The organism is Pseudomonas inefficax (assembly GCF_900277125.1).
GTDB lineage: Bacteria > Pseudomonadota > Gammaproteobacteria > Pseudomonadales > Pseudomonadaceae > Aquipseudomonas > Aquipseudomonas inefficax.
Genome location: NZ_OPYN01000207.1, coordinates 205679 through 226968, shown reverse-complemented (window position 1 = coordinate 226968; position 21290 = coordinate 205679). Strand labels below are relative to the sequence as shown.

17 protein-coding genes and 2 pseudogenes are annotated in these 21290 nt (G+C 64.0%); 10 read left to right on the top strand and 9 right to left on the bottom strand.

Translation table 11 applies throughout. The annotated features are described in order from the left end of the window. Positions 1–257 precede the first annotated feature (257 nt). From JV551A3_RS26045 to JV551A3_RS31475, 5 genes and pseudogenes are all read right to left on the bottom strand, one after another. Positions 258–1250, bottom strand: coding sequence for a lysylphosphatidylglycerol synthase transmembrane domain-containing protein (locus tag JV551A3_RS26045; RefSeq protein WP_133975188.1), 993 nt, complete (start codon positions 1248–1250; stop codon positions 258–260). Beyond that, entirely contained in the window at positions 1247–2011 is a 765-nt protein-coding gene (locus JV551A3_RS26040) for a DUF2334 domain-containing protein (protein ID WP_133975186.1), read from the bottom strand. Before JV551A3_RS26040 ends, JV551A3_RS26045 begins: the two co-directional genes overlap by 4 nt. Next, the gene (locus JV551A3_RS26035; protein ID WP_133975184.1) at positions 2004–3125 is read right to left on the bottom strand and encodes a glycosyltransferase family 4 protein; all 1122 of its coding nucleotides are present in this window, start codon (positions 3123–3125) and stop codon (positions 2004–2006) included. The genes JV551A3_RS26040 and JV551A3_RS26035 overlap by 8 nt, the downstream gene beginning before the upstream one ends. Positions 3126–3357: 232 nt before the next feature. Continuing rightward, positions 3358–3954, bottom strand: a pseudogene (locus tag JV551A3_RS31480) (methyl-accepting chemotaxis protein); the annotation flags it as partial. A 261-nt stretch (positions 3955–4215) separates the two neighbouring features. Then, positions 4216–5232 (bottom strand): annotated as a pseudogene (locus JV551A3_RS31475) (HAMP domain-containing protein); the annotation flags it as partial. 168 nt (positions 5233–5400) lie between these two features. Between JV551A3_RS31475 and JV551A3_RS26025 the strand changes: the two are divergent. Then, positions 5401–6876, top strand: coding sequence for a helicase HerA-like domain-containing protein (locus JV551A3_RS26025; RefSeq protein WP_133975180.1), 1476 nt, complete (start codon positions 5401–5403; stop codon positions 6874–6876). Between the two features lie 200 nt (positions 6877–7076). On the opposite strand, the gene JV551A3_RS26020 is transcribed toward JV551A3_RS26025, so the two are convergent. Next, positions 7077–8549 (bottom strand): inorganic phosphate transporter, encoded by a 1473-nt coding sequence (locus JV551A3_RS26020; RefSeq protein ID WP_063913242.1) that lies wholly within the window; start codon positions 8547–8549, stop codon positions 7077–7079. 313 nt (positions 8550–8862) lie between these two features. Next, complete coding sequence (locus JV551A3_RS30855) at positions 8863–9063, bottom strand: hypothetical protein (RefSeq protein WP_003259583.1); 201 nt, start codon at positions 9061–9063, stop codon at positions 8863–8865. Between the two features lie 488 nt (positions 9064–9551). Between JV551A3_RS30855 and pcaR the strand changes: the two genes are divergently transcribed. The 9 genes from pcaR to pcaC all read left to right on the top strand — a co-directional run bounded on the left by pcaR (position 9552) and on the right by pcaC (position 19338). Then, entirely contained in the window at positions 9552–10442 is an 891-nt protein-coding gene (gene pcaR / locus JV551A3_RS26010) for a pca regulon transcriptional regulator PcaR (protein WP_112250424.1), read from the top strand. 431 nt (positions 10443–10873) lie between these two features. Then, on the top strand, positions 10874–12220 hold the full coding sequence (locus JV551A3_RS26000; protein WP_133975176.1) for a 4-hydroxybenzoate transporter PcaK: 1347 nt from the start codon (positions 10874–10876) through the stop codon (positions 12218–12220). A gap of 236 nt (positions 12221–12456) precedes the next feature. Next, entirely contained in the window at positions 12457–13317 is an 861-nt protein-coding gene (locus JV551A3_RS25995) for a CoA transferase subunit A (RefSeq protein WP_015271654.1), read from the top strand. Next, a complete protein-coding gene (locus JV551A3_RS25990) occupies positions 13314–14093 on the top strand; it encodes a CoA-transferase subunit beta (protein WP_133975174.1) in 780 nt (259 codons plus the stop codon). Before JV551A3_RS25995 ends, JV551A3_RS25990 begins: the two co-directional genes overlap by 4 nt. Next, positions 14090–15295: a 3-oxoadipyl-CoA thiolase gene (gene pcaF, locus JV551A3_RS25985; RefSeq protein WP_177421366.1), complete on the top strand. Its 1206-nt coding sequence runs from the start codon at positions 14090–14092 to the stop codon at positions 15293–15295. The genes JV551A3_RS25990 and pcaF overlap by 4 nt, the downstream gene beginning before the upstream one ends. Positions 15296–15480: 185 nt before the next feature. After that, positions 15481–16770 carry an MFS family transporter gene (locus JV551A3_RS25975; RefSeq protein ID WP_133975170.1) on the top strand — a complete coding sequence of 430 codons (1290 nt, stop codon included), beginning with the start codon at positions 15481–15483 and terminating at the stop codon, positions 16768–16770. 9 nt (positions 16771–16779) lie between these two features. Continuing rightward, a complete protein-coding gene (locus tag JV551A3_RS25970; RefSeq protein WP_133975168.1) occupies positions 16780–18132 on the top strand; it encodes a 3-carboxy-cis,cis-muconate cycloisomerase in 1353 nt (450 codons plus the stop codon). An 11-nt stretch (positions 18133–18143) separates the two neighbouring features. Beyond that, positions 18144–18935, top strand: coding sequence for a 3-oxoadipate enol-lactonase (pcaD, locus tag JV551A3_RS25965; RefSeq protein WP_133975166.1), 792 nt, complete (start codon positions 18144–18146; stop codon positions 18933–18935). A gap of 10 nt (positions 18936–18945) precedes the next feature. Then, a complete protein-coding gene (gene pcaC / locus JV551A3_RS25960; protein WP_133975164.1) occupies positions 18946–19338 on the top strand; it encodes a 4-carboxymuconolactone decarboxylase in 393 nt (130 codons plus the stop codon). Positions 19339–19466: 128 nt separating this feature from the next. Here the strand turns inward: pcaC and JV551A3_RS25955 are convergent, their stop codons facing one another. Both JV551A3_RS25955 and JV551A3_RS25950 read right to left on the bottom strand, forming a co-directional pair. After that, positions 19467–19979, bottom strand: a complete 513-nt coding sequence (locus JV551A3_RS25955) for an Mpo1 family 2-hydroxy fatty acid dioxygenase (RefSeq protein WP_133975162.1) — start codon at positions 19977–19979, stop codon at positions 19467–19469. A 194-nt stretch (positions 19980–20173) separates the two neighbouring features. After that, on the bottom strand, positions 20174–21097 hold the full coding sequence (locus JV551A3_RS25950; RefSeq protein ID WP_133975160.1) for a LysR family transcriptional regulator: 924 nt from the start codon (positions 21095–21097) through the stop codon (positions 20174–20176). Positions 21098–21290: the final 193 nt, after the last annotated feature.

The following is a 21290-nucleotide window of genomic DNA, read 5'->3' as shown; positions in this document are numbered from 1 at the left end:
GCCCTTTCGCGACGCAAGGCCGCTCCCACAAGGGTATGGTGTACCCCGTTCCATGTGGGAGCGGCCTTGTGTCGCGAAAGGGGCGCAAGGCGCCCCCGGCAATCCTGAGGCATACGCAATGGCCAAGACCCGCAACAACCCCACCGCCTCACCCCCACCCACCCTCGGCGAAGGCTGCCTGGCCCGCTACGACCCCGAAGCCCTGGCCGACACCGACGGTACCGATTTCCCTGGCGCCGCCGAACTGTGGCAGCAGCTCAACCCGCCTGACGCCGCCAGCGCTCCAGCAGCGGGCGCGCCAGCAGGCACACGAACACCGGCCCACCCGCCAGCAGATAAAAGTAGTAAGTGACCGCCCGCCATATCAGGATCGCCGCAGCCGCGGTCGAACTGCCCACCAGCGGGGTCAGCAGGCTGGCCGAGGTCAGCTCGGCGGCACCGGCACCGCCAGGCAGCAGGCTGAACTGGCCGGCACTGAGTGACAGCATCTGCACCAGGAAGCTGGGGATCCACGCCAAGTCTACCCCCAACCCCCTCAATACCAGGTACAACACGCTGTAGCGCAGGCCCCAGTGAGCGCAGGTCAGGGTGAACACCAGGGTCAGCGTGCGCTTGGGCAGGCGCCAGGTCTGCGCCAGTGCGTCGATGAAGCGCAGCACTTTGCGCGCCCAGCGGCGTTTGCGCTGGCGGCTCACGCCCAGGCGGCGCAGCAATCTGCCGTTCACGCGCATCACCGTGCGCCGGTAACGCAGCAGGCCGATCACCCCGGCCAGTGCCGTGCACAGCATCAGCGCGCTGCCCAGCAACATGCTTTCCTGGCTGCGGCCCAGGCTGTGGAACAGCGCATAGCCGGCAATCGCCAGCATTGCGCAAAAAAAGAACACCAGGTCATTCAGCTGGTCCATGGCAAACACCGCGCCGCTGCGCGCCGGGCCGATACGGTCGCGTGCCAGCAGGGCCATCAGGGTCAAGGGGCCACCGCTGCCGCCTGGAGTGGTGCAGATGGCGAACTCAGTGGCCATCACCACACCCAGGCTGCGCATGCGCCCAAGCCTTGCCCCTTGCTGGCCGAGCAGCAGGCGCAGGCGAATGGCGTTGATGACCCAGCACAGCAGGATCATGCCCAGCAGGGTCAACATCAGGCTGGGGGCGAAGCGCTGCAGCCTCGGCAGCAACTCGCTGCCACCTAGCAGTGCCGGAACCAGCACGGCGCCGAGCAGTGCCAGGGCCAGCCAGACCAGTCGGCTCATGCGCCGGCCTGGCGGTCGAGCCAGGTGGACTTGGTCAGAGGCTCGCGGCCCTGTGCCAGTAGCGTGTGCAAGGTGTTGAGCCAATAGTCGCGGGACGCGCGATGGCGCATGTCCACCGGGTGCAGGCCCAGGCGCAGGGTCTGGGCGTTGCGCCAGCGCCGGCATTGCCAGTCGCACAGCACCCGTGACAGGCCGCGGCGCCAGCTGCTGCGGGCACTCCAGACCAGCCCCGGAGCCTTGATCGCGGTGAAGTCTGGTAAACGGTACAAGTGCTGTGGCGTGCTGGTGTAGCGCAGCGGCAGGCGGCGCAGTGCCTGGCGGGTGCCTTCGCTCATCAGCCAGGCGGGCGCGACGAAGCCGGCCACTGGCCAACCCTGCTGGTCGAACAGAGCCAGGCCGTGCTCCAGGCGTTGCAGGGCCTGCTGCTGGTCGAGGGCGTAGAACTCGCCTTCATGGGTATAGATACGGCGCATGAAGTATTCGCCGGGCGTGCGCGGCGGCGGGCCGTTGTCGGCATGATAAAAGCCGTGCAGGGCAAGCTCGTCGCCCCGGGCCAGGCGCTGTTCGAGCAAGCGGCAGAAGGTGGGCGAGCGCTGCAGCGCGTTGCGGTGGTGAAAGTCCGGTACCACCAGCCAGGTCATGGGAATGCCGCCGATGGCGTCGACGGCCTGGACGAAGGGTTGGTAGTCGGGCCAGGTCTCGGGCGCGACATCGTGCAGCACCAGCATCAGGCTGCGCGCTGCCGGCATTGGCTCAGCCATGGGCGCGTACCTGCGGCTGGTGGCCAAGCACGGCCTGGTAGTGCTGCAGCAGGCCGGCGACCACGTGGTCCCACGAGTACTGCTGCTCGGCATGGCGCCGGGCCTGTGCCCCGAGCTTGCGCACGCCGGCTTCGAACGCTTCTTGTACGGCCCTCGCCATGGCCTGGCCATCGTTGGGGCGGCACAGGCGCCCACACTGTTCGTTGACGATTTCGCCGAAAGCACCGGCGCGCACCGCCACCACCGGCGTGGCGCTGGCCATCGCTTCGAGTATGACCAGGCCGAAGGTTTCCTGATCACCAGCGTGCACCAGCAGGTCGGCGCTGGCCATCAGCCGGGCGACTTCCGGTGCCGGGCAGAAGTGATCGATCACACTCACGTTCTGCGGCACGTTGGCGGGCATGTTCGAACCCACCAGCAGCAAGTGGTAGGGGGGGCCCAGGTGCTGCATGCAGTCGAGCAGCACCGGCAGGTTCTTTTCCCGCGAACCACGGCCGGCGTAGATCAGCAGGCGACTGGTGTCGGCAATGCCCAGCTCGGCACGCAACCGTGGGTCGCGCTGGCTGGGATGGAAGGTAGCCAGGTCCACGCCCAGGCGCTGCACGTGCACATCGCGTACCCCCAGGCGGCGCAACTTGTCGGCCATGACCTGGCTAGGGGCCAGGACCCGGTCGAAATTGCCGTACAGCTTGCTGACATAGGCCTCGACGTTGGGGGTGAACCAGTTGCCCATGCGGTTGCTGACCAGCAGCGGCAGATCGGAATGGTAGAAGCCGATTACCGGCACATCGAGCTTGCGTCGCGCCTCCAGCGCAGCCCAGGCGGTCAAGTACGGGTCGCCGACTTCGATCAGGTCGGGCTTGAGCCGACGCAGCACATTGCACCAGGGGGCCAGGCGCACCGGGAAGCGGTAGCCATTGCCGAACGGCAGCGGCGGTGCGGGCACCTGGTAGATGCCGTCGGCGTGTTGGGCGCTGGCACCGGGTATCAGCAAGCTGTGGCGGACGCCCTGGATGGCGCCCAGACGGTGGTGTTTGGCATCAAGATAGGTACGTACGCCGCCACTGGCGGGGGCGTAGAACATGGTGATGTCGGCGATGTGCACGATCAGCATCCCTCCGGGATCGTCTTCGGGTCTGTCATCCGGCGCTAACGGGCCGGCGATGACGCGCCTAAAGGTTGACCTATCAGAAGGATAGTTTGTTCGATCGGGGTTGGGCGGGGTGGGGAGCAGTGTGAGCTTCTTCGCGGGCTTGCCCGCTTCCACAGGAGTTACACAGGCCTCGGGGGGTGTGCAGTTCCTGTGGAAGCGGGCGAGCCCGCGAAGCAGGCGACGCGGATTGAGATCAGATGCGGAAGCTACCCACCAGCTGCTTCAGGCGGCCGGCCTGCTGCTCCAGGTCGGAACAGGCGCGCAGGGTGGCCTGCAGGTTTTCCACGCCTTCCTGGTTGAGCATGTTGATCTCGTTGATGTCCATGTTGATCGCTTCGACCACGGCGGTCTGCTCTTCGGTGGCGGTGGCCACCGACTGGTTCATGCCGTCGATCTCGCCGATGCGCACGGTAACGCTGTCCAGCCGCTCACCGGCCTGGTTGGCGATCTGCATGCTGTCCTGGCTGTGGCGCTGGCTCTGGTCCATGGTCTCGACCGACTCGCGGGCGCCGACCTGCAGTTCTTCGATCATGGTCTGCACCTGTTGCGCCGATTCCTGGGTGCGGTGCGCCAGGTTGCGTACTTCATCGGCGACCACGGCAAAACCACGCCCGGCCTCACCGGCACGGGCTGCTTCGATGGCCGCGTTCAGCGCCAGCAGGTTGGTCTGCTGGGAAATGCTGGTGATCACCTCGAGGATCTGGCCGATGTTGACGGTCTTGCTGTTCAGCGTCTCGATGTGCGCGCTGGAGGTGACGATCAGGTCGGACAGGCGGTTCATTGCCGCAATGTTGCGCTCCACCACCTGCTGCCCTTCTTCGGCCAGTAACCGCGCCGAACTGGCGTGCTGCGAGGCCTGGGCGGCGTTGCCGGCAATTTCCTGGGCGGCGGCACCCAGTTCGTTGATGGCGGCGGCCACGCTGTTGGTACGGTTGGACTGCTCGTCGGAGTTGGTCATCGATGAGTTCGACGCACTGATGACCCGCAGGGCTACTTCGTTGACCTGCTCGGTGGCCGAAGACACTTCGCGAATCGAGCTGTGAATACGCTCGACGAAACGGTTGAAGGCGCTGCCCAGGATGCCGAATTCGTCGTGGTTGTGAATGCGCAGGCGCTTGGTCAGGTCGCCTTCACCTTCGGCGATGTCTTCCATGGCGCGGGTCATGGTGTGCAGCGGCTGCATCAGCACGCGGATCAGCAGGCCGAGCAGGCCGATGATGATCACCACCGCCACCAGCGTGGCGATCACCGCAGAGGTGCGGAAGGTGCTGAGCATGGAGAAGGCCTTGTCCTTGTCCACCGACAGGCCGATGTACCAGTTGGCCGAAGGCAGGCCTGTGATCGGGGTAAAGGTCAGCAGGCGGGCCTGGCCTTCGCTCTGCACTTCGGTCAGTTCACCGGTCAGTTTTGGCGTGTGCTGCGGGAACAGGTCCGACAGCGACTTCATCACCAGGTCTTTGTCCGGGTGCACCAGGATCTTGCCCTGCTCGTTGACCAGGAAGGCATAGCCCATGCCGCCGAAGTTCAGCGAGTTGATGATCTGCACCAGGCCATCCAGGGCCAGGTCGCCACCGACCACGCCGACACTGGTGGAAACCTTGCTGAGGATACCGATGACCATCTTGTTGGTGGTCATGTCGATGTACGGCTCAGTCAGGGTCGCGCCGGCGGCGTTCATGCCGTCCTTGTACCAAGGGCGGGTGCGTGGGTCGTAGCCGTCGGGCATTTTCGAGTCAGGGCGCACGCTGAAGCCACCATCGACCTTGCCCAGGTAGACGGTGAGGAAACTGGAAACCAGTGCATTCTGGCCCATGAGGGTTTCGGCGTTGGTCGGATCTTGGGCTATGTTCTGTGCCAGGTTTTCCACCAGCTTGATACGGCCTTCGAACAGGTTGCGGATATTGGTCGAAGTGGAACCGCCCATTTCAGCCAGATAGTTTTCGAGGTCCTCGCGGATCGCATTACGCTGGAGGTAATCGTTGTAGAGCGTGAAAAGGCTGAAGGCGAGTATCACGATCAATGATGCTGCCAAAAGAATCTTGTGGCTGAAACGAAGGCTTTTGTTCATGGCGTAATCGGTTCCGCTAAGGTTTCATATCAGGCGTTTGCACACGTGGAGTCGCAAAGCAGTGCAACATCCGGAAAAGTCCCTTTTCGGTTGTTCCTCTCTATTAAGGCGAATATCACCCACAGGTATCGGCCGAATTACGGTAAAGCTTGAGCAGAGGATTAAGAGATGTCGGAAATTTCGACCATCGTTGTAGGCGCTGGCCCGGATGGCCAGCCGGTTGGGCAAGCCATGAGGCTGGCTAACCGCCATGGCCTGGTAGCGGGCGCGACGGGTACTGGCAAGACCGTCACCCTGCAGCATCTGGCGGAAGCGTTCAGTGATGCGGGGGTTGCGGTGTTCGCCGCCGATGTCAAAGGCGACCTGTGCGGCCTGGGCGCTGCTGGTGCGCCGCAGGGCAAGGTGGCCGAGCGCATCGCCGGCATGCCCTGGCTGGGGCACAGGCCACAGGCTTACCCGGTGAGCCTGTGGGACATTGCCGGGCAGTCCGGCCACCCGCTGCGCACTACCCTCAGTGAAATGGGGCCGCTGCTGCTGGGCAACCTGCTGGAATTGACCGACAGCCAGCAGGCGGCGCTGTATGCGGCGTTCAAGGTGGCCGACCGTGAAGGCCTGCTGCTGCTCGACCTCAAGGACCTCAAGGCGCTGCTCGCGCACCTGAAGGACAACCCGCAACTGCTGGGCGAAGACAGCGCGCTTGTGACCACGGCCTCCACCCAGGCCCTGTTGCGCCGGTTGGCGACCCTGGAGCAGCAGGGCGCCGAGGCGCTGTTCGGTGAGCCCGGGTTGCAGCTCGAGGACCTGCTGCGGCCAGACCCGGATGGCCGTGGGCGTATTCACCTGCTCGACGCCAGCCGCTTGGTTCACGAAGCCCCCAAGGTGTATGCGACCTTCCTGTTGTGGCTGCTGGCCGAGTTGTTCGAGCAGCTGCCCGAGCGTGGTGATGCCGACAAGCCGGTGCTGGCGTTGTTCTTCGATGAAGCCCACTTGCTGTTCAACGATACGCCCAAGGCATTGCAGGATCGCCTGGAGCAGGTGGTGCGGCTGATCCGCTCCAAGGGCGTTGGGGTGTACTTCGTCACCCAGTCGCCGGGGGACTTGCCGGATGCGGTGCTGGCCCAGTTGGGCTTGCGCATTCAGCATGGCTTGCGGGCATTTACCGCCAAGGAGCAGAAGTCGCTGCGGGCGGTGGCCGATGGCTTCCGTCCCAACCCGGCGTTCGAAACCCTGGCGGTGCTGACCGAACTGGGGATTGGCGAGGCGCTGGTGGGGACGCTGGAAGAAAAGGGCACGCCTGCGATGGTGCAACGGGTACTGATTGCACCACCGCAGTCGCGTATCGGGCCGCTGAGCGCGGCTGAGCGCAGTGCGCTGATTGCCGCTTCGCCGCTGGCGGGGCGTTACGACAAGCCGGTGGACCGTGAGTCGGCGTATGAGATGTTGACCCAGCGCAAGGGCGAACCGGTGGAGCCAGCGCCGCAACCCAAGGCGGATGAAGAGAGCTTTGCCGACAAGGCTGGTGAGTTTTTGCAGAGTGCAGCAGGGCAGGCGATCAAATCGGCGGTGCGCCAGGCGGCCAACCAGTTGGGGCGGCAGTTGGTGCGGGGGTTGATGGGTTCGTTGCTGGGGGGCAAGAAAAGGTAGTTTGCCTGTACCGGCCCTGTGGGAGCGGCCTTGCGTCGCGAAAGGGCTGCAGAGCAGCCCCAGCAATTTGTGCATCTGCGCTGAAATCCCGGGGCTGCTTTGCAGCCCTTTCGCGACGCAAGGCCGCTCCCACAAAAAAGCGAGCCCGGTTTCCAAATGAAAAAGGCGCCCGAGGGCGCCTTTTTCTATTGCGGTGTCACTCAGCCAATGGCTTTGGACGCCAGCCAGAACAGGCCAGCCGCCAGGCCCATCGACGCAGGCAGGGTCAGTACCCAGGCCAGCAGGATGGTCTTAACGGTGCCGCCTTGCAGGCCGCTCTTGTTGGCGACCATGGTGCCGGCCACACCGGACGACAGCACGTGGGTGGTCGATACCGGCAGGGCGAAGATGTTGGCCATGCCGATGGCGCAAGCCGCGGTGATCTGCGCCGACATGCCCTGGGCATAGGTCATGCCCTGCTTGCCGATCTTCTCGCCGACGGTCAGTACCACGCGCTTCCAGCCGACCATGGTGCCCAGGCCCAGGGCCAGGGCAACGGCCACGATCACCCAGAACGGGGCGTACTCGGTGGTGGCGGTCAGGTCTTTGCGCAGTTTTTCCAGGTCGGCTTTTTCACGGGCTTCCAGGCCTGGCAGCTTGCCGACCTTCTTCGCCGTGTCGTCCAGGCACAGCAGGTAGCGGCGCACTTCGACACGCTTGTCGGCACTCAGGCTGTGGTAGTCGGTCACGCCCTGCAGTGACGATTGCAGCGCGGCAATGGTCGGCTCGGTCTGCTGCGGGTTGCAGCTGAACTGCTCCGGCAGGTCGCTGGATTTGGCCTTGCCCAGTGCCAGGAACTCACCCAGGGTGGCGGCGTTGCGCTGGTAGAACTGGCTCATGTGCAGGGTAGCGTCGCGGGTACGCTCGATCTGGTAGGTGGTACTGTTCAGGTCGAGGACGAACTTGGCCGGGACGATACCGATCAGCACCAGCATGATCAGCCCGATACCTTTCTGGCCGTCGTTGGAACCGTGCACAAAGCTCACGCCCATTGCCGAAACGACCAGTACCAGGCGGTTCCAGAACGGTGGGTGCTTCTTGTCGTCGAGCTTGCGGCGCTGCTCGGGGGTCTTGTGCATCTTCGACAGCGGGCGCCACCACTTCAGGCCGATCAGCACCAGCGCGGCAACGGCGAAGCCGGCCATTGGCGAGATCACCAGCGACATGGCGATGTCGATCGCCTTCTGCCAGTTGACACCGTCGCCCAGCGGGATGTCGTTGATCAGGGCATTGGCCAGGCCGACGCCGAGGATGGAGCCGATCAGCGTGTGGGAGCTGGAGGCGGGGATACCGAAGTACCAGGTGCCCAGGTTCCAGGTGATGGCCGCGGCCAGCAGCGAGAAGACCATGGCCAGGCCGTGTCCGGTGTTCACATTGATCAGCAGCTCTACCGGCAACAGGTGCACGATGGCATAGGCCACCCCGACACCGCCGAGCAGAACGCCAAGGAAGTTGAACACGCCGGAGAAGAACACGGCGAGGTGCGGCGGCATGGCCTTGGTATAGATGACGGTAGCTACCGCGTTGGCGGTGTCATGAAAGCCATTGATGAACTCGAAGGCGAGAACGAAGGTCAAGGCGAGCAGCAGGCTCACCAACACCCAGGCATCCAGTCCGCTGAATAATTCGATCATGAAGGTTGTCTGGCGGTCTTAGGGGGGCGGGATTATGCCAGAAAACCTTGGCAATCGATGCATCCGCGACAGACCGACGGCAATCTTCCTGACACGAGCGTGGTGTGCTCGGAGCGACGTTAAGGCAGGAAAATGTCGGCTAAAACGCACAAAAACTGGCGAAAACCGGCAAAACGTTGAATAAAAAGCCGCTTCGCTAGTGTTCAAACGGGCGTATGAAATTTGTGTAATTCCATTTCACCTTCGGCCGGACAGTAAAGATCGAGCGCGCCCGGGTTGGCCGGGCGACGACGCGCTGGCTTGGCCCTGGAAATCAGGGAGTGTCGCTGCGCAGTTCCTTTTCCATACGTTCCAGTTCCTGGCTGAAGGCCTGGTCGCGCACGCTGGCACGCTTGCGCCAAGGTTTGCGCTCCGGATCCGGTTGGGCGGCGTAGGTGGTGACTTCGCCACCGTAAACATCCTTGTAACGTTCAGCCTGGCGCTCGAGTTCCGCGCGCAGTTCATCTTTCGTCACAGTAGTACCTGAATTGAGTTTGATGACAGTTGTTAATGGCGTTGTGCAGCGTGCACATGCCTTGCTGGCCGCAACGGCTTGATACAGCGGAAGGTTCATTACCACGGCATCGTCGAGGCCTGCGCAGTCGATTATAGCAATCGATATTTCGCCGAACATCGTTATTTACCCAACCCTGACATCACCGGACGCAAGTAACGGAATGCATCCGACAACAGTTTGGGCCTTTCGTACAAGTTTGAAAGGCAAGACGGACAAAAGTTCGTTGCAACGCCGTAGCGGGCTGTCGAGCGGGAGTGTAATGAAAAACGGCCTCGCCAAAAGACGAGGCCGTTGCCTGGGACTTCTACGGTGGGTACCTGACCAGTCTCTCCAAAGAAGCCACAAGTGGCATGAGAAAGGTATAAGTAAAAGTGTCAGCGGTCAATTGCGATTATCGGCCGTTTGTTCGATAATCGCACGAGTGGGCGTTTTTTTTGAGGTGTGCGATGAGTGACGAAACCCTGGCCAACGATTCCGTCAATCCAGAGCCGGCCAACCCGGAGCAGGGGCGACCTGCCTCGGCAGCTTTGGCACCGCCGATCGTGGCTTCCCCGGCTAAGCGCATCCAGGCCTTTACCGGCGATCCTGACTTCATGACCTCCCTGGCGCGAGGCCTGGCCGTTATCCAGGCCTTTCAGGAACGCAAGCGCCACCTGACCATCGCCCAGATCAGCCACCGCACCGAAATACCCCGTGCGGCGGTACGCCGTTGCCTGCATACCTTGATCAAGCTGGGTTACGCCACCACCGACGGGCGCACCTACTCGCTGTTGCCCAAAGTGCTGACGCTGGGGCATGCGTACCTGTCGTCGACGCCGCTGGCGATTTCTGCCCAGCCTTACCTGGACCGCATCAGCGACCAGCTGCACGAGGCGGCCAACATGGCCACGCTCGAAGGTGACGACATCCTTTATATAGCCCGTTCGGCCACCGTGGAGCGGCTGATTTCGGTCGACCTGTCGGTGGGTGGGCGCCTGCCGGCCTATTGCACCTCGATGGGGCGCATTCTGCTGGCGGCCATGGACGACACCAGCCTGCGTGAATACCTGGAGCGTGCCGACCTCAAGGCGCGTACCAGCCGTACCTTGCATGACGCCGAGTCGCTGTTCGCCTGTATCCAGCAGGTGCGCGCGCAGGGCTGGTGCGTGGTGGACCAGGAGCTGGAGCAGGGGCTGCGCTCGATTGCGGTGCCGGTGTATGACGCCTCAGGGCAGGTGTTGGCGGCGTTGAATGTGAGTACCCATGTCGGGCGGGTGACGCGCAGTGAGCTGGAGCAGCGGTTCTTGCCGATCCTGCTGGCGGCCAGCCGGGACCTTTGCCATCAGTTGTTTGGCTGAGCCTGCAGGGGGCCGCTTTGCGGCCCAATCGCGACACAAGGCCGCTCCCACAAGGGCCTCGCATATATCAAATATTGTGCAATACCTGTGGGAGCGGCCTTGTGTCGCGATTGGGGCGCACAGCGCCCCCATTCAAATTTAGAACAGGCAAAACCCTTTCCTGTGCGATAAACGCACAGTGTCGTTCGCGGCGAATTGCTTCACCCCCGCCCGCTGATTAATGTCTCTCGCAACGGTCGGCTGCGCCGATCGAACAAGAAAAACACAAGAGGCACTTTCCATGATTACTGTCCCCTCGCTGCCGCGGCCGCACCCGCGCGCAGTATTGTTATATCCAGGCTGACGCCGGCCGCAATCTCCCAAATCCTCGTCCTCTGTAACGTTTGATCGCTGCAGTGGCCAGGCTGTGCCCCTCATTCTGGATAACAATAATGAACCAAGCGCAAACCAACGTCGGCAAAAGCCTCGACGTCCAGTCGTTCATCAATCAGCAGCCGCTGTCCCGCTACCAATGGCGGGTGGTGTTGCTGTGCTTTCTGATCGTCTTCCTCGACGGCCTGGATACCGCCGCCATGGGCTTCATCGCCCCGGCCCTGTCACAGGAGTGGGGGATTGACCGCGCCAGCCTCGGCCCGGTGATGAGTGCTGCATTGATCGGCATGGTTTTCGGTGCCCTCGGCTCTGGCCCGCTAGCGGATCGTTTTGGCCGCAAGGGCGTACTGGTGGGTGCGGTGCTCGTATTCGGCGGCTTCAGCCTGGCCTCGGCCTATGCCACCAATGTCGACCAGTTGCTGGTGTTGCGCTTCCTGACCGGCCTGGGCCTTGGCGCAGGCATGCCCAACGCCACCACGCTACTGTCTGAATACACCCCCGAGCGCCTCAAGTCACTGCTGGTGACCAGCATGTTCTGCGGTTTCAACCTGGGCATGGCCGGTGGTGGTTTCATTTCCGCCAAGATGATTCCGGCCTACGGCTGGCACAGCCTGCTGGTGATCGGTGGCGTGCTGCCGTTGCTGCTGGCGCTGGTGCTGATGGTATGGCTGCCGGAGTCGGCGCGGTTCCTGGTGGTGCGCAACCGGGGCACGGACAAGGTGCGCAAGACCTTGTCGCCCATCGCGCCGCAGGTGGTGGCCGAGGCGGGCAGCTTCAGCGTGCCGGAGCAAAAGGCAGTGGCCGCGCGCAACGTGTTTGCGCTGATCTTCTCTGGTACTTACGGCATGGGCACCATGCTGTTGTGGCTGACCTACTTCATGGGCCTGGTGATCGTCTATCTGCTGACCAGCTGGTTGCCCACCTTGATGCGCGACAGTGGCGCGAGCATGGAGCAGGCTGCCTTCATCGGCGCACTGTTCCAGTTTGGCGGCGTGCTGAGCGCCGTCGGCGTGGGCTGGGCCATGGACCGCTTCAATCCGCACAAGGTGATCGGCATTTTCTACCTGCTGGCCGGGGTGTTCGCCTACGCCGTGGGGCAGAGCCTGGGCAATATCACCGTGTTGGCTACGTTGGTGCTGGTTGCCGGCATGTGTGTGAACGGCGCCCAGTCGGCGATGCCTTCGCTGGCGGCGCGCTTCTATCCGACACAGGGCCGCGCCACAGGGGTATCGTGGATGCTGGGCATCGGCCGCTTCGGGGCGATTCTCGGGGCCTGGAGTGGCGCGACGCTGCTCGGGCTGGGCTGGAACTTCGAACAGGTGCTTACGGCGTTGCTGGTGCCGGCGGGGCTGGCGACCGTGGGTGTGATCGTGAAAGGGCTGGTGAGCCACGCTGACGCGACCTGACGCCCGAGGCCGCTTTGCGGCCCTTCGCAGCACAAGGCTGCTCCTACAGGGAACGCGATCCCCTGTAGGAGCGGCCTTGTGTCGCGAAAGGGCTGCGCAGCAGCCCCAGAATCAAGATGAGTAGCAGGACAACAAATGGTTCGATAATCGCACGAATAGTCGATTATCGGATTGTAAGCCACCCGCCAGTCTCCTTAATCTGAGCTCACCGAAGCACCCTGACCAGGAGTCTCCAAATGGCTGCAATTCTCCCGCTTCACGAAGCCGTGAAGCAGTTCATCCAGGATGGCGATACCGTCGCCCTCGAAGGTTTCACCCACCTGATCCCGACTGCCGCCGGCCACGAGATCATCCGTCAGGGCAAGCGCGACTTGACCTTGGTGCGCATGACTCCGGACCTGATCTACGATCAGCTGATCGGCGCCGGTTGCGCCAGCAAGCTGATCTTCTCCTGGGGTGGCAACCCAGGTGTCGGTTCGCTGCACCGCCTGCGTGATGCCGTCGAGAAGCAGTGGCCTCACGCCATCGAAATCGAAGAACACAGCCACGCCGACCTGGCCAATGCCTATGTCGCCGGTGCTTCTGGCCTGCCGTTCGCCGTGCTGCGTGCCTACGCCGGCTCCGACCTGCCTAAGGTCAACCCGCTGATCAAGAGCGTCACCTGCCCGTTCACCGGTGAAGTGCTGGCAGCCGTGCCGTCGGTGCGCCCGGACGTGACCGTGATCCACGCGCAAAAGGCCGACCGCAAAGGCAACGTGCTGCTCTGGGGCATCCTCGGTGTGCAGAAGGAAGCCGCCCTGGCCGCCAAGCGCTGCATCGTCACCGTCGAGGAAATCGTCGACGACCTGCAGGCCCCGATGAACGCCTGTGTGCTGCCGACCTGGGCGCTGAGCGCGGTATGCCTGGTACCGGGTGGTGCGCACCCGTCCTATGCCCACGGCTACTACGAGCGTGACAACCGTTTCTACCAGGCCTGGGACCCGATCGCGCGTAGCCGCGAATCGTTCACTGCCTGGATCGACACCTACATCCGTGGCACTGCCGATTTCAACGAATTCAAGGCCAAGCTGGCCAGCACTGCGGAGGCCGCACAATGAGCTACTCCACTTCCGAAATGATGACCGTCGCCGCAGCCCGTCGCCTGCGCAACGGTGCTGTGTGCTTCGTCGGCATCGGCCTGCCATCCAAGGCGGCCAACCTGGCGCGCCTGACCTCTTCGCCAGACGTGGTGCTGATCTACGAATCCGGCCCGATCGGCGCCAAGCCAAGTGTGCTGCCGCTGTCGATCGGCGACGGCGAACTGGCCGAAACCGCTGACACGGTGGTACCGACCGGCGAGATCTTCCGCTACTGGCTGCAAGGTGGGCGCATAGACGTCGGCTTCCTCGGCGCCGCCCAGGTCGACCGCTTCGGCAACATCAACACGACTGTGGTCGGTGACTACCACGCCCCGAAAACCCGCCTGCCGGGTGCCGGTGGCGCACCGGAAATCGCCGGTTCCGCCAAGCAGGTGCTGATCATCCTCAAGCAGTCGCCGCGTGCCTTCGTCGACAAGCTGGACTTCATCACTTCGGTTGGCCACGGTGAAGGCGGCGACTCGCGCAAACGCCTTGGCCTGCCAGGCGAGGGCCCGGTCGGCATCATCACCGACCTGTGCATCATGGAGCCGGAAGCCGGCACCCACGAATTCGTAGTCACTGCCATCCACCCAGGCGTGACCCGCGAGCAGATCGTCGCCGCCACTGGTTGGGCGATCCGCTTTGCCGACGATGTGCAGACCACTGCCGCACCTACCGAAGTCGAGCTGTCCGCCCTGCGTGACCTCGAAGCCCGTACCGCCGCGGCCCATGGCCAGGTGGCAGGAGAAGCCTGATGCGCGACGTATTCATCTGTGACGCCATCCGCACCCCGATCGGCCGCTTCGGTGGCGCACTGGCCGGCGTGCGGGCCGACGACCTGGCCGCTGTGCCGCTGAAGGCGCTGATCGAGCGTAACCCGAGCGTGCAATGGGATCAGGTTGACGAAGTGTTCTTCGGCTGCGCCAACCAGGCCGGTGAAGACAACCGCAACGTGGCGCGCATGGCGCTACTGCTGGCCGGCCTGCCGCAGAGCATCCCGGGCGTTACCCTGAACCGCCTGTGTGCGTCGGGCATGGATGCCATCGGCACCGCCTTCCGTGCCATTGCCAGCGGCGAAATGGAGTTGGCGATCGCCGGCGGCGTCGAGTCGATGTCGCGCGCTCCGTTCGTCATGGGCAAGGCCGAAAGCGGCTATTCGCGCAACATGAAGCTCGAAGACACCACCATCGGCTGGCGTTTCATCAACCCCCTGATGAAGAGCCAGTACGGTGTGGATTCCATGCCGGAAACCGCCGACAACGTGGCCGACGATTACCAGGTTTCGCGTGCTGACCAGGACGCCTTCGCCCTGCGCAGCCAGCAGAAGGCAGCTGCTGCCCAGGCCGCCGGCTTCTTCGCCGAAGAGATCGTGCCGGTGCGTATCGCGCACAGGAAGGGCGAGACCATCGTCGAGCGTGACGAGCATCTGCGCCCGGAAACCACGCTGGAAGCCCTGACCAAGCTCAAGCCGGTCAACGGCCCGGACAAGACCGTCACCGCCGGCAACGCCTCGGGCGTGAACGACGGAGCTGCGGCGTTGATCCTGGCTTCGGCCGAAGCAGTGAAGAAGCACGGCCTGACCCCACGTGCCCGGGTACTGGGCATGGCCAGTGCCGGCGTTGCGCCGCGGGTGATGGGTATTGGCCCGGTGCCGGCGGTGCGCAAGCTCACCGAGCGCCTGGGTGTGGCGGTGAATGATTTCGATGTGATCGAGCTCAACGAAGCCTTTGCCAGCCAGGGGCTGGCGGTGCTGCGTGAGCTGGGTGTGGCCGACGATGCACCGCAGGTGAACCCCAACGGCGGTGCAATTGCCCTGGGTCACCCGCTGGGCATGAGCGGTGCGCGCCTGGTGCTGACCGCGCTTCACCAGCTGGAGAAGAGCGGTGGGCGTAAAGGCCTGGCGACCATGTGTGTAGGGGTTGGCCAAGGTTTGGCATTGGCCATCGAGCGGGTTTGACCAGTACCGGCCTCTTCGCGGGTAAACCCGCTCCCACAGGGAACCACGCATTCCCTGTGGGAGCGGGTTTACCCGCGAAGAGGCCGGCACCTGCATCTCAAGGCCAATTGCCAGGCAAATAGCGGAACGAGGGTGTTACCAGGTGTGTCTAGAATTACCTGCGACCCTCCAGGAGTAAACTCACCATGACCTCAGCCTATTACACCGGCGAAGAACGCAGCAAACGCATCTTCGCTATCGTTGGTGCCTCTTCAGGCAACCTGGTGGAATGGTTCGACTTCTACGTCTATGCCTTCTGCGCGATCTACTTTGCCCCGGCGTTCTTCCCCTCCGATGACCCGACCGTGCAGTTGTTGAACACGGCAGGCGTGTTCGCCGCGGGCTTTCTGATGCGCCCCATCGGTGGCTGGATCTTCGGCCGCCTCGCTGACCGCCATGGTCGCAAGAATTCCCTGATGATCTCGGTGCTGATGATGTGCTTCGGCTCCCTGATGATCGCTTGCCTGCCCACCTATGCCAGCATCGGCACCTGGGCCCCGGCGCTGCTGTTGCTGGCCCGGCTGATCCAGGGCCTGTCGGTAGGCGGCGAGTACGGCACCACTGCCACCTACATGAGTGAAGTGGCACTTCGCGGCCAGCGCGGTTTCTTCGCTTCGTTCCAGTACGTGACCCTGATCGGCGGCCAGTTGCTGGCGGTGCTGGTGGTGGTGATCCTGCAGCAACTGCTCACCGAAGAAGAGCTGCGCGACTGGGGCTGGCGCATTCCGTTCGTGGTCGGTGCCATCGCCGCGCTGATCTCTTTGATGCTGCGCCGCTCGCTGCATGAAACCAGCAGCGCCGAAACCCGTCAGGACAAGGACGCCGGCACCATCAAGGGCCTGTTCCGCGACCATGCGGCGGCCTTCATCACCGTGCTCGGCTATACCGCAGGCGGTTCGCTGATCTTCTATACCTTCACCACCTACATGCAGAAGTACCTGGTCAACACCGCCGGCATGACCGCAAAGAATGCCAGCTACGTGATGACTGGCGCGCTGTTCCTGTTCATGGTGCTGCAGCCGTTCTTCGGCATGCTGTCCGACCGCATCGGCCGGCGTAATTCGATGATGCTGTTCGGTGCCTTGGGTACGCTGTTCACCGTGCCGTTGCTGATGGCGCTGAAAACCGTGAGCAGCCCGTTCATGGCCTTCGTGCTGATCAGCCTGGCGTTGTGTATCGTCAGTTTCTACACCTCGATCAGCGGCCTGGTGAAGGCCGAGATGTTTCCGCCGCAAGTGCGCGCACTGGGTGTGGGCCTTGCCTATGCCGTGGCCAACGCGGCGTTCGGCGGTTCGGCCGAGTACGTTGCCCTGGGCCTGAAGACCCTGGGCATGGAAAACACCTTCTATTGGTACGTCACGGCGATGATGGCGATTGCCTTCCTGTTCAGCCTGCGCCTGCCGAAGCAGGCCGCGTACCTGCACCACGATGATTAAGGACGTGGCATGACCAACCAATTGTTCGACGCCTACTTCACCGCACCGGCCATGCGCGAGATCTTCTCCGACCGCGGCCGCCTGCAGGGCATGCTCGATTTCGAAGCTGCGCTGGCGCGGGCCGAGGCGGCTGCCGGGCTGGTTCCGCACAGCGCGGTAGCGGCCATCGAGGCGGCGTGCCACGCCGAGCGCTATGACGTTGGCGCGCTGGCCAATGCCATTGCCACTGCTGGCAACTCGGCGATCCCGCTGGTGAAGGCGTTGGGCAAGGTGATTGCCAGTGGCGTGCCCGAGGCCGAGCGCTACGTGCACCTGGGCGCCACCAGCCAGGACGCGATGGACACCGGGCTGGTTCTGCAACTGCGCGCTGCCCTCGACCTGATCGAAGCCGACCTCGGCAAGCTGGCCGATACCTTGTCGCGCCAGGCCTTGCTGCACGCCGACACGCCGCTGGTGGGGCGCACCTGGCTGCAGCACGCCACCCCGGTGACCCTGGGGATGAAACTGGCCGGTGTGCTGGGCGCGTTGACCCGTCACCGCCAGCGCCTGCGGGAGCTGCGCCCTCGCTTGCTGGTGCTGCAGTTCGGCGGGGCCTCGGGTAGCCTGGCGGCCTTGGGCAGCAAGGCAATGCCGGTGGCCGAGGCCCTGGCCGAGCAGCTCAAGCTGACCCTGCCCGAGCAGCCCTGGCACACCCAGCGCGACCGCCTGGTGGAGTTTGCCTCGGTGCTGGGCCTGGTCGCTGGCAGCCTGGGCAAGTTCGGCCGTGACGTCAGCCTGCTGATGCAGACCGAGGCGGGTGAACTGTTCGAGCCTTCCGCGCCGGGCAAGGGGGGTTCTTCGACCATGCCGCACAAGCGCAACCCGGTCGGCGCCGCGGTGCTGATCGGTGCCGCGACCCGCGTGCCGGGGCTGGTCTCGACACTGTTCGCCGCCATGCCCCAGGAGCACGAACGCAGCCTTGGCCTGTGGCATGCCGAATGGGAAACCCTGCCAGACATCTGTTGCCTGGTATCCGGTGCGCTGCGCCAGGCCCAGGTGATTGCCGAGGGCATGGAAGTGGATGCCACGCGCATGCGCCGTAACCTCGACCTGACCCAGGGCCTGGTGCTGGCCGAGGCGGTGAGCATCGTCCTCGCCCAACGCCTGGGCCGCGACCACGCCCACCACCTGCTGGAGCAGTGCTGCCAGCGCGCCGTGGCCGAACAGCGCCACCTGCGCACCGTGCTGGGTGAAGAGCCGCAGGTCAGCGCCGAGCTGTCCGCCGAAGAACTCGATCGCTTGCTCGATCCCGCCCATTACCTGGGCCAGGCCCGCGTCTGGGTGGCGCGCGCCGTGTCCGAACATCAACGTTTCACTGCCTGAAGGAGACCGCTGTGGCGCACTTGCAACTGGCCGATGGCGTTTTGAATTACCAGATCGATGGCCCGGAAAACGCCCCGGTGCTGGTCCTGTCCAACTCGCTGGGCACCGACCTGGGCATGTGGGACACGCAGATTCCACTGTGGAGCCAGCACTTGCGTGTGCTGCGCTACGATACCCGTGGCCACGGTGGGTCGCTGGTGACAGAAGGCCCCTACAGCATCGAACAGCTGGGCCGTGATGTGCTGGCTCTGCTCGATGGCCTGGACATCGCCAAGGCGCACTTCGTCGGCCTGTCGATGGGTGGCCTGATCGGCCAGTGGCTGGGCATCAATGCCGGCGAGCGCCTGCGCAGCCTGACCCTGTGCAATACCGCCGCCAAGATCGCCAACGACGAGGTGTGGAACACCCGTATCGACACCGTGCTCAAGGGTGGCCAGCAAGCCATGGTCGACTTGCGCGATGCCTCCATCGCCCGCTGGTTCACCCCGGGCTTCGCCCAGGCCCAGCCAGCGCAGGCCCAGCGCATCTGCCAGATGCTGGCGCAAACCAGCCCGCAAGGTTATGCCGGCAACTGCGCGGCGGTGCGTGATGCCGATTACCGCGAGCAACTGGGCCGTATCCAGGTGCCGGCGCTGATCGTTGCCGGTACCGAGGATGTGGTGACCACTGCGGAGCACGGCCGCTTCATGCAGGCCGGTATCGTGGGTGCCGAGTACGTCGACTTCCCGGCGGCGCACCTGTCCAACGTCGAGATCGGCGAGGCGTTCAGCCGCCGCGTGCTCGACTTCCTGCTGGCTCACTGAGAATACCGCCATGGACGAGAAACAACGTTACGACGCCGGCATGCAAGTACGCCGCGCAGTGCTTGGCGATGCTCATGTGGATCGCAGCCTGGAGAAGCTCAACGACTTCAACGGCGAATTCCAGGAGATGATCACCCGCCACGCCTGGGGTGACATCTGGACTCGCCCGGGCCTGCCGCGCCATACCCGTAGCCTGATCACCATCGCCATGCTGATTGGCATGAACCGCAACGACGAGCTGAAACTGCACCTGCGCGCGGCGGCCAACAACGGCGTTACCCGCGACGAGATCAAGGAAGTGCTGATGCAGAGCGCGATCTATTGTGGCATTCCGGCGGCCAATGCCACCTTCCACCTGGCGGAGTCGGTGTGGGATGAGCTGGGTGTGGAGTCGCGCACCTGATTGCTACGCGGTCCCTTGTAGGAGCGGCCTTGCGTCGCGATGGGCCGCAAAGCGGCCCCGGCAATGTTGGCTGCGAAGCTGAAACCCTGGGGGCCGCTTCGCAGCCCTATCGCGACACAAGGCCGCTCCTACATAGAGCGTGCCACCACGGGCCCGGCGTTGGCCTCGACCGCACGTTTCAGGGCCGGGCACAGGCCAAGCATGAATGCCGCTTCTGCCACCACGAACAGCGGCCCGATGATCAGGCCGCTGAGATCGTCGACAAACGCCGGCTTGCGGCCTTCGTAGTAATGGCCGACGAACTGGATGATCCAGCCCACCACGAACGCCCCCAGCCCGGCGCCTAGCCACAGCGCTGTCGTCTGCATTGCCAGCACTTGGCCGACCCACAGGCATAGCCCCAGCAACAATCCCATCACCAGGCCGAAGCGCAGGTCCAGGCGCAGGTAGAACCAGACCGAGGCTGCCGCCGCAGGCAGGGCAGGGGACAGCCACATGCCGGCTACCTCCCAGCCAGGGCGCGACAGCAGGATGGTGACCGCCAGCACGATCATCGGGATGCCGACGAAGTGGGTGGCGATGTTGCGTGGGTCGCGGTGGTAGCTGGCGTATTGGCTCAGGTGGTCGACGAGGGTTTTCATTGTTGTGCCTCCCTGGTTTGCCTGGTCGGGGTGTGTTGCCTGTTCTGGCCTCTTCGCGGGTGAACCCGCTCCCACAGGTACAGCGCAGCCCTCAGGAGCTGTGGTGACACTGTGGGAGCGGGTTCACCCGCGAAAGGGCCAGTACAGGCGACCGATATAGCTCAGGATAGCCCGCAGCCACCACCATCATCAGCTCAGCGAATGGCAGCAGCCCGCACTGGCATATCCAGCCCGACCAGCGTCTCGATCATCGCTCGTGCCGCCGGCGACAGCCGGTAACCGCTGCGGCTGACCACGCCACAGCGCACACTCAGCACTTCCAGCGCGGGTGGCAGGTTGCGCCAGTGCAGGCGCACCAGGCTGCCGCTGGCCAGGTCTTCGGCCACGGCTTCCTCGCTGGCGGTGCCGATGGCATCGGTGGCCTGCACCACGCTGCGCAGCACGGCCAGGTGCTCGGTTTGCAGGTGCGGGGTGAAATCGCTGCGCCCGCTCAGGTTGGCCAGGCGCTTGCGCACACCGGGGGCGAGCAGGGCGCTGGCCAGGGGGTAGCTGAACAGGTCGTTGGTCGACAGGCTGTCCTTGGCCAGCAACGGGTGCCCCGGGCGGCAGAAGAACAGGCCGGGGCGCGGTGAAAGGGGTTCGGTGTGGAAGTTGGGGTCGGCTTCGAACGGGCGGATATCGTCGACGAAAAACTCGATCTGCTCGCGGCGCAGGGCCTGGCCGAGGCGTTCGGCGTTGTCCACCAACAGCGAGGTGCGGATGCCCGGGTGGCGTTCGAGGAAGTGGCGCAGGGCATCGGGCACCAGGCGCACGGCCAGCGCCGGGCCGCTGCCAAAATGCAGCTCGCCGGCATCGAGTTTGGTCATCTGCAGCACTTCGTTGCTCAGCTGTGCGGCACCTTGAACCAGACGCCGGGCATGTTGCAGAACCACCAAGCCTTCGGGGGTGGGCGGCAGGGCTTTGCTGGCACGGTCGACCAGTGGGCAGCCAAAGCTGTGTTCCAGGCTCTGGATGGCACGGCTGAAGGCAGGTTGGGTGATGCCCATGGCCTCGGCGGCTCGGACGAAGCTGCGGTATTCGGTGAGGGCGATGAAGTAGCGCAGCTGACGGAGGTCCATTTCACGGCTCTGGGGCGGGGATCAGGGGCTTATTCAAGCGGTTGCTGCATATGTCGTCAAAGAAGGTTTTTTGATTTATTTATAGCTTTGAGTTATTTGCTGTGGCTTCTGGCCTCTTCGCGGGCATGCCCGCTCCCACAGGAATCGCACAGGTTTCGAGGCTGGTGCGGTCCTTGTGGGAGCGGGCGTGCCC

What these genes read in the sequence shown, in the direction of transcription:
- JV551A3_RS26045 (WP_133975188.1), bottom strand. Translation starts at nt 1,250, where the DNA reads ATGAGCCGACTGGTCTGGCTGGCCCTGGCACTGCTCGGCGCCGTGCTG.
- pcaR (WP_112250424.1), top strand. Translation starts at nt 9,552, where the DNA reads ATGAGTGACGAAACCCTGGCCAACGATTCCGTCAATCCAGAGCCGGCC.
- JV551A3_RS25955 (WP_133975162.1), bottom strand. Translation starts at nt 19,979, where the DNA reads ATGAAAACCCTCGTCGACCACCTGAGCCAATACGCCAGCTACCACCGC.
- JV551A3_RS26040 (WP_133975186.1), bottom strand. Translation starts at nt 2,011, where the DNA reads ATGGCTGAGCCAATGCCGGCAGCGCGCAGCCTGATGCTGGTGCTGCAC.
- JV551A3_RS25975 (WP_133975170.1), top strand. Translation starts at nt 15,481, where the DNA reads ATGACCTCAGCCTATTACACCGGCGAAGAACGCAGCAAACGCATCTTC.
- JV551A3_RS26035 (WP_133975184.1), bottom strand. Translation starts at nt 3,125, where the DNA reads ATGCTGATCGTGCACATCGCCGACATCACCATGTTCTACGCCCCCGCC.
- JV551A3_RS26000 (WP_133975176.1), top strand. Translation starts at nt 10,874, where the DNA reads ATGAACCAAGCGCAAACCAACGTCGGCAAAAGCCTCGACGTCCAGTCG.
- JV551A3_RS25990 (WP_133975174.1), top strand. Translation starts at nt 13,314, where the DNA reads ATGAGCTACTCCACTTCCGAAATGATGACCGTCGCCGCAGCCCGTCGC.
- JV551A3_RS25970 (WP_133975168.1), top strand. Translation starts at nt 16,780, where the DNA reads ATGACCAACCAATTGTTCGACGCCTACTTCACCGCACCGGCCATGCGC.
- JV551A3_RS26025 (WP_133975180.1), top strand. Translation starts at nt 5,401, where the DNA reads ATGTCGGAAATTTCGACCATCGTTGTAGGCGCTGGCCCGGATGGCCAG.
- JV551A3_RS25995 (WP_015271654.1), top strand. Translation starts at nt 12,457, where the DNA reads ATGGCTGCAATTCTCCCGCTTCACGAAGCCGTGAAGCAGTTCATCCAG.
- JV551A3_RS25950 (WP_133975160.1), bottom strand. Translation starts at nt 21,097, where the DNA reads ATGGACCTCCGTCAGCTGCGCTACTTCATCGCCCTCACCGAATACCGC.
- JV551A3_RS26020 (WP_063913242.1), bottom strand. Translation starts at nt 8,549, where the DNA reads ATGATCGAATTATTCAGCGGACTGGATGCCTGGGTGTTGGTGAGCCTG.
- pcaC (WP_133975164.1), top strand. Translation starts at nt 18,946, where the DNA reads ATGGACGAGAAACAACGTTACGACGCCGGCATGCAAGTACGCCGCGCA.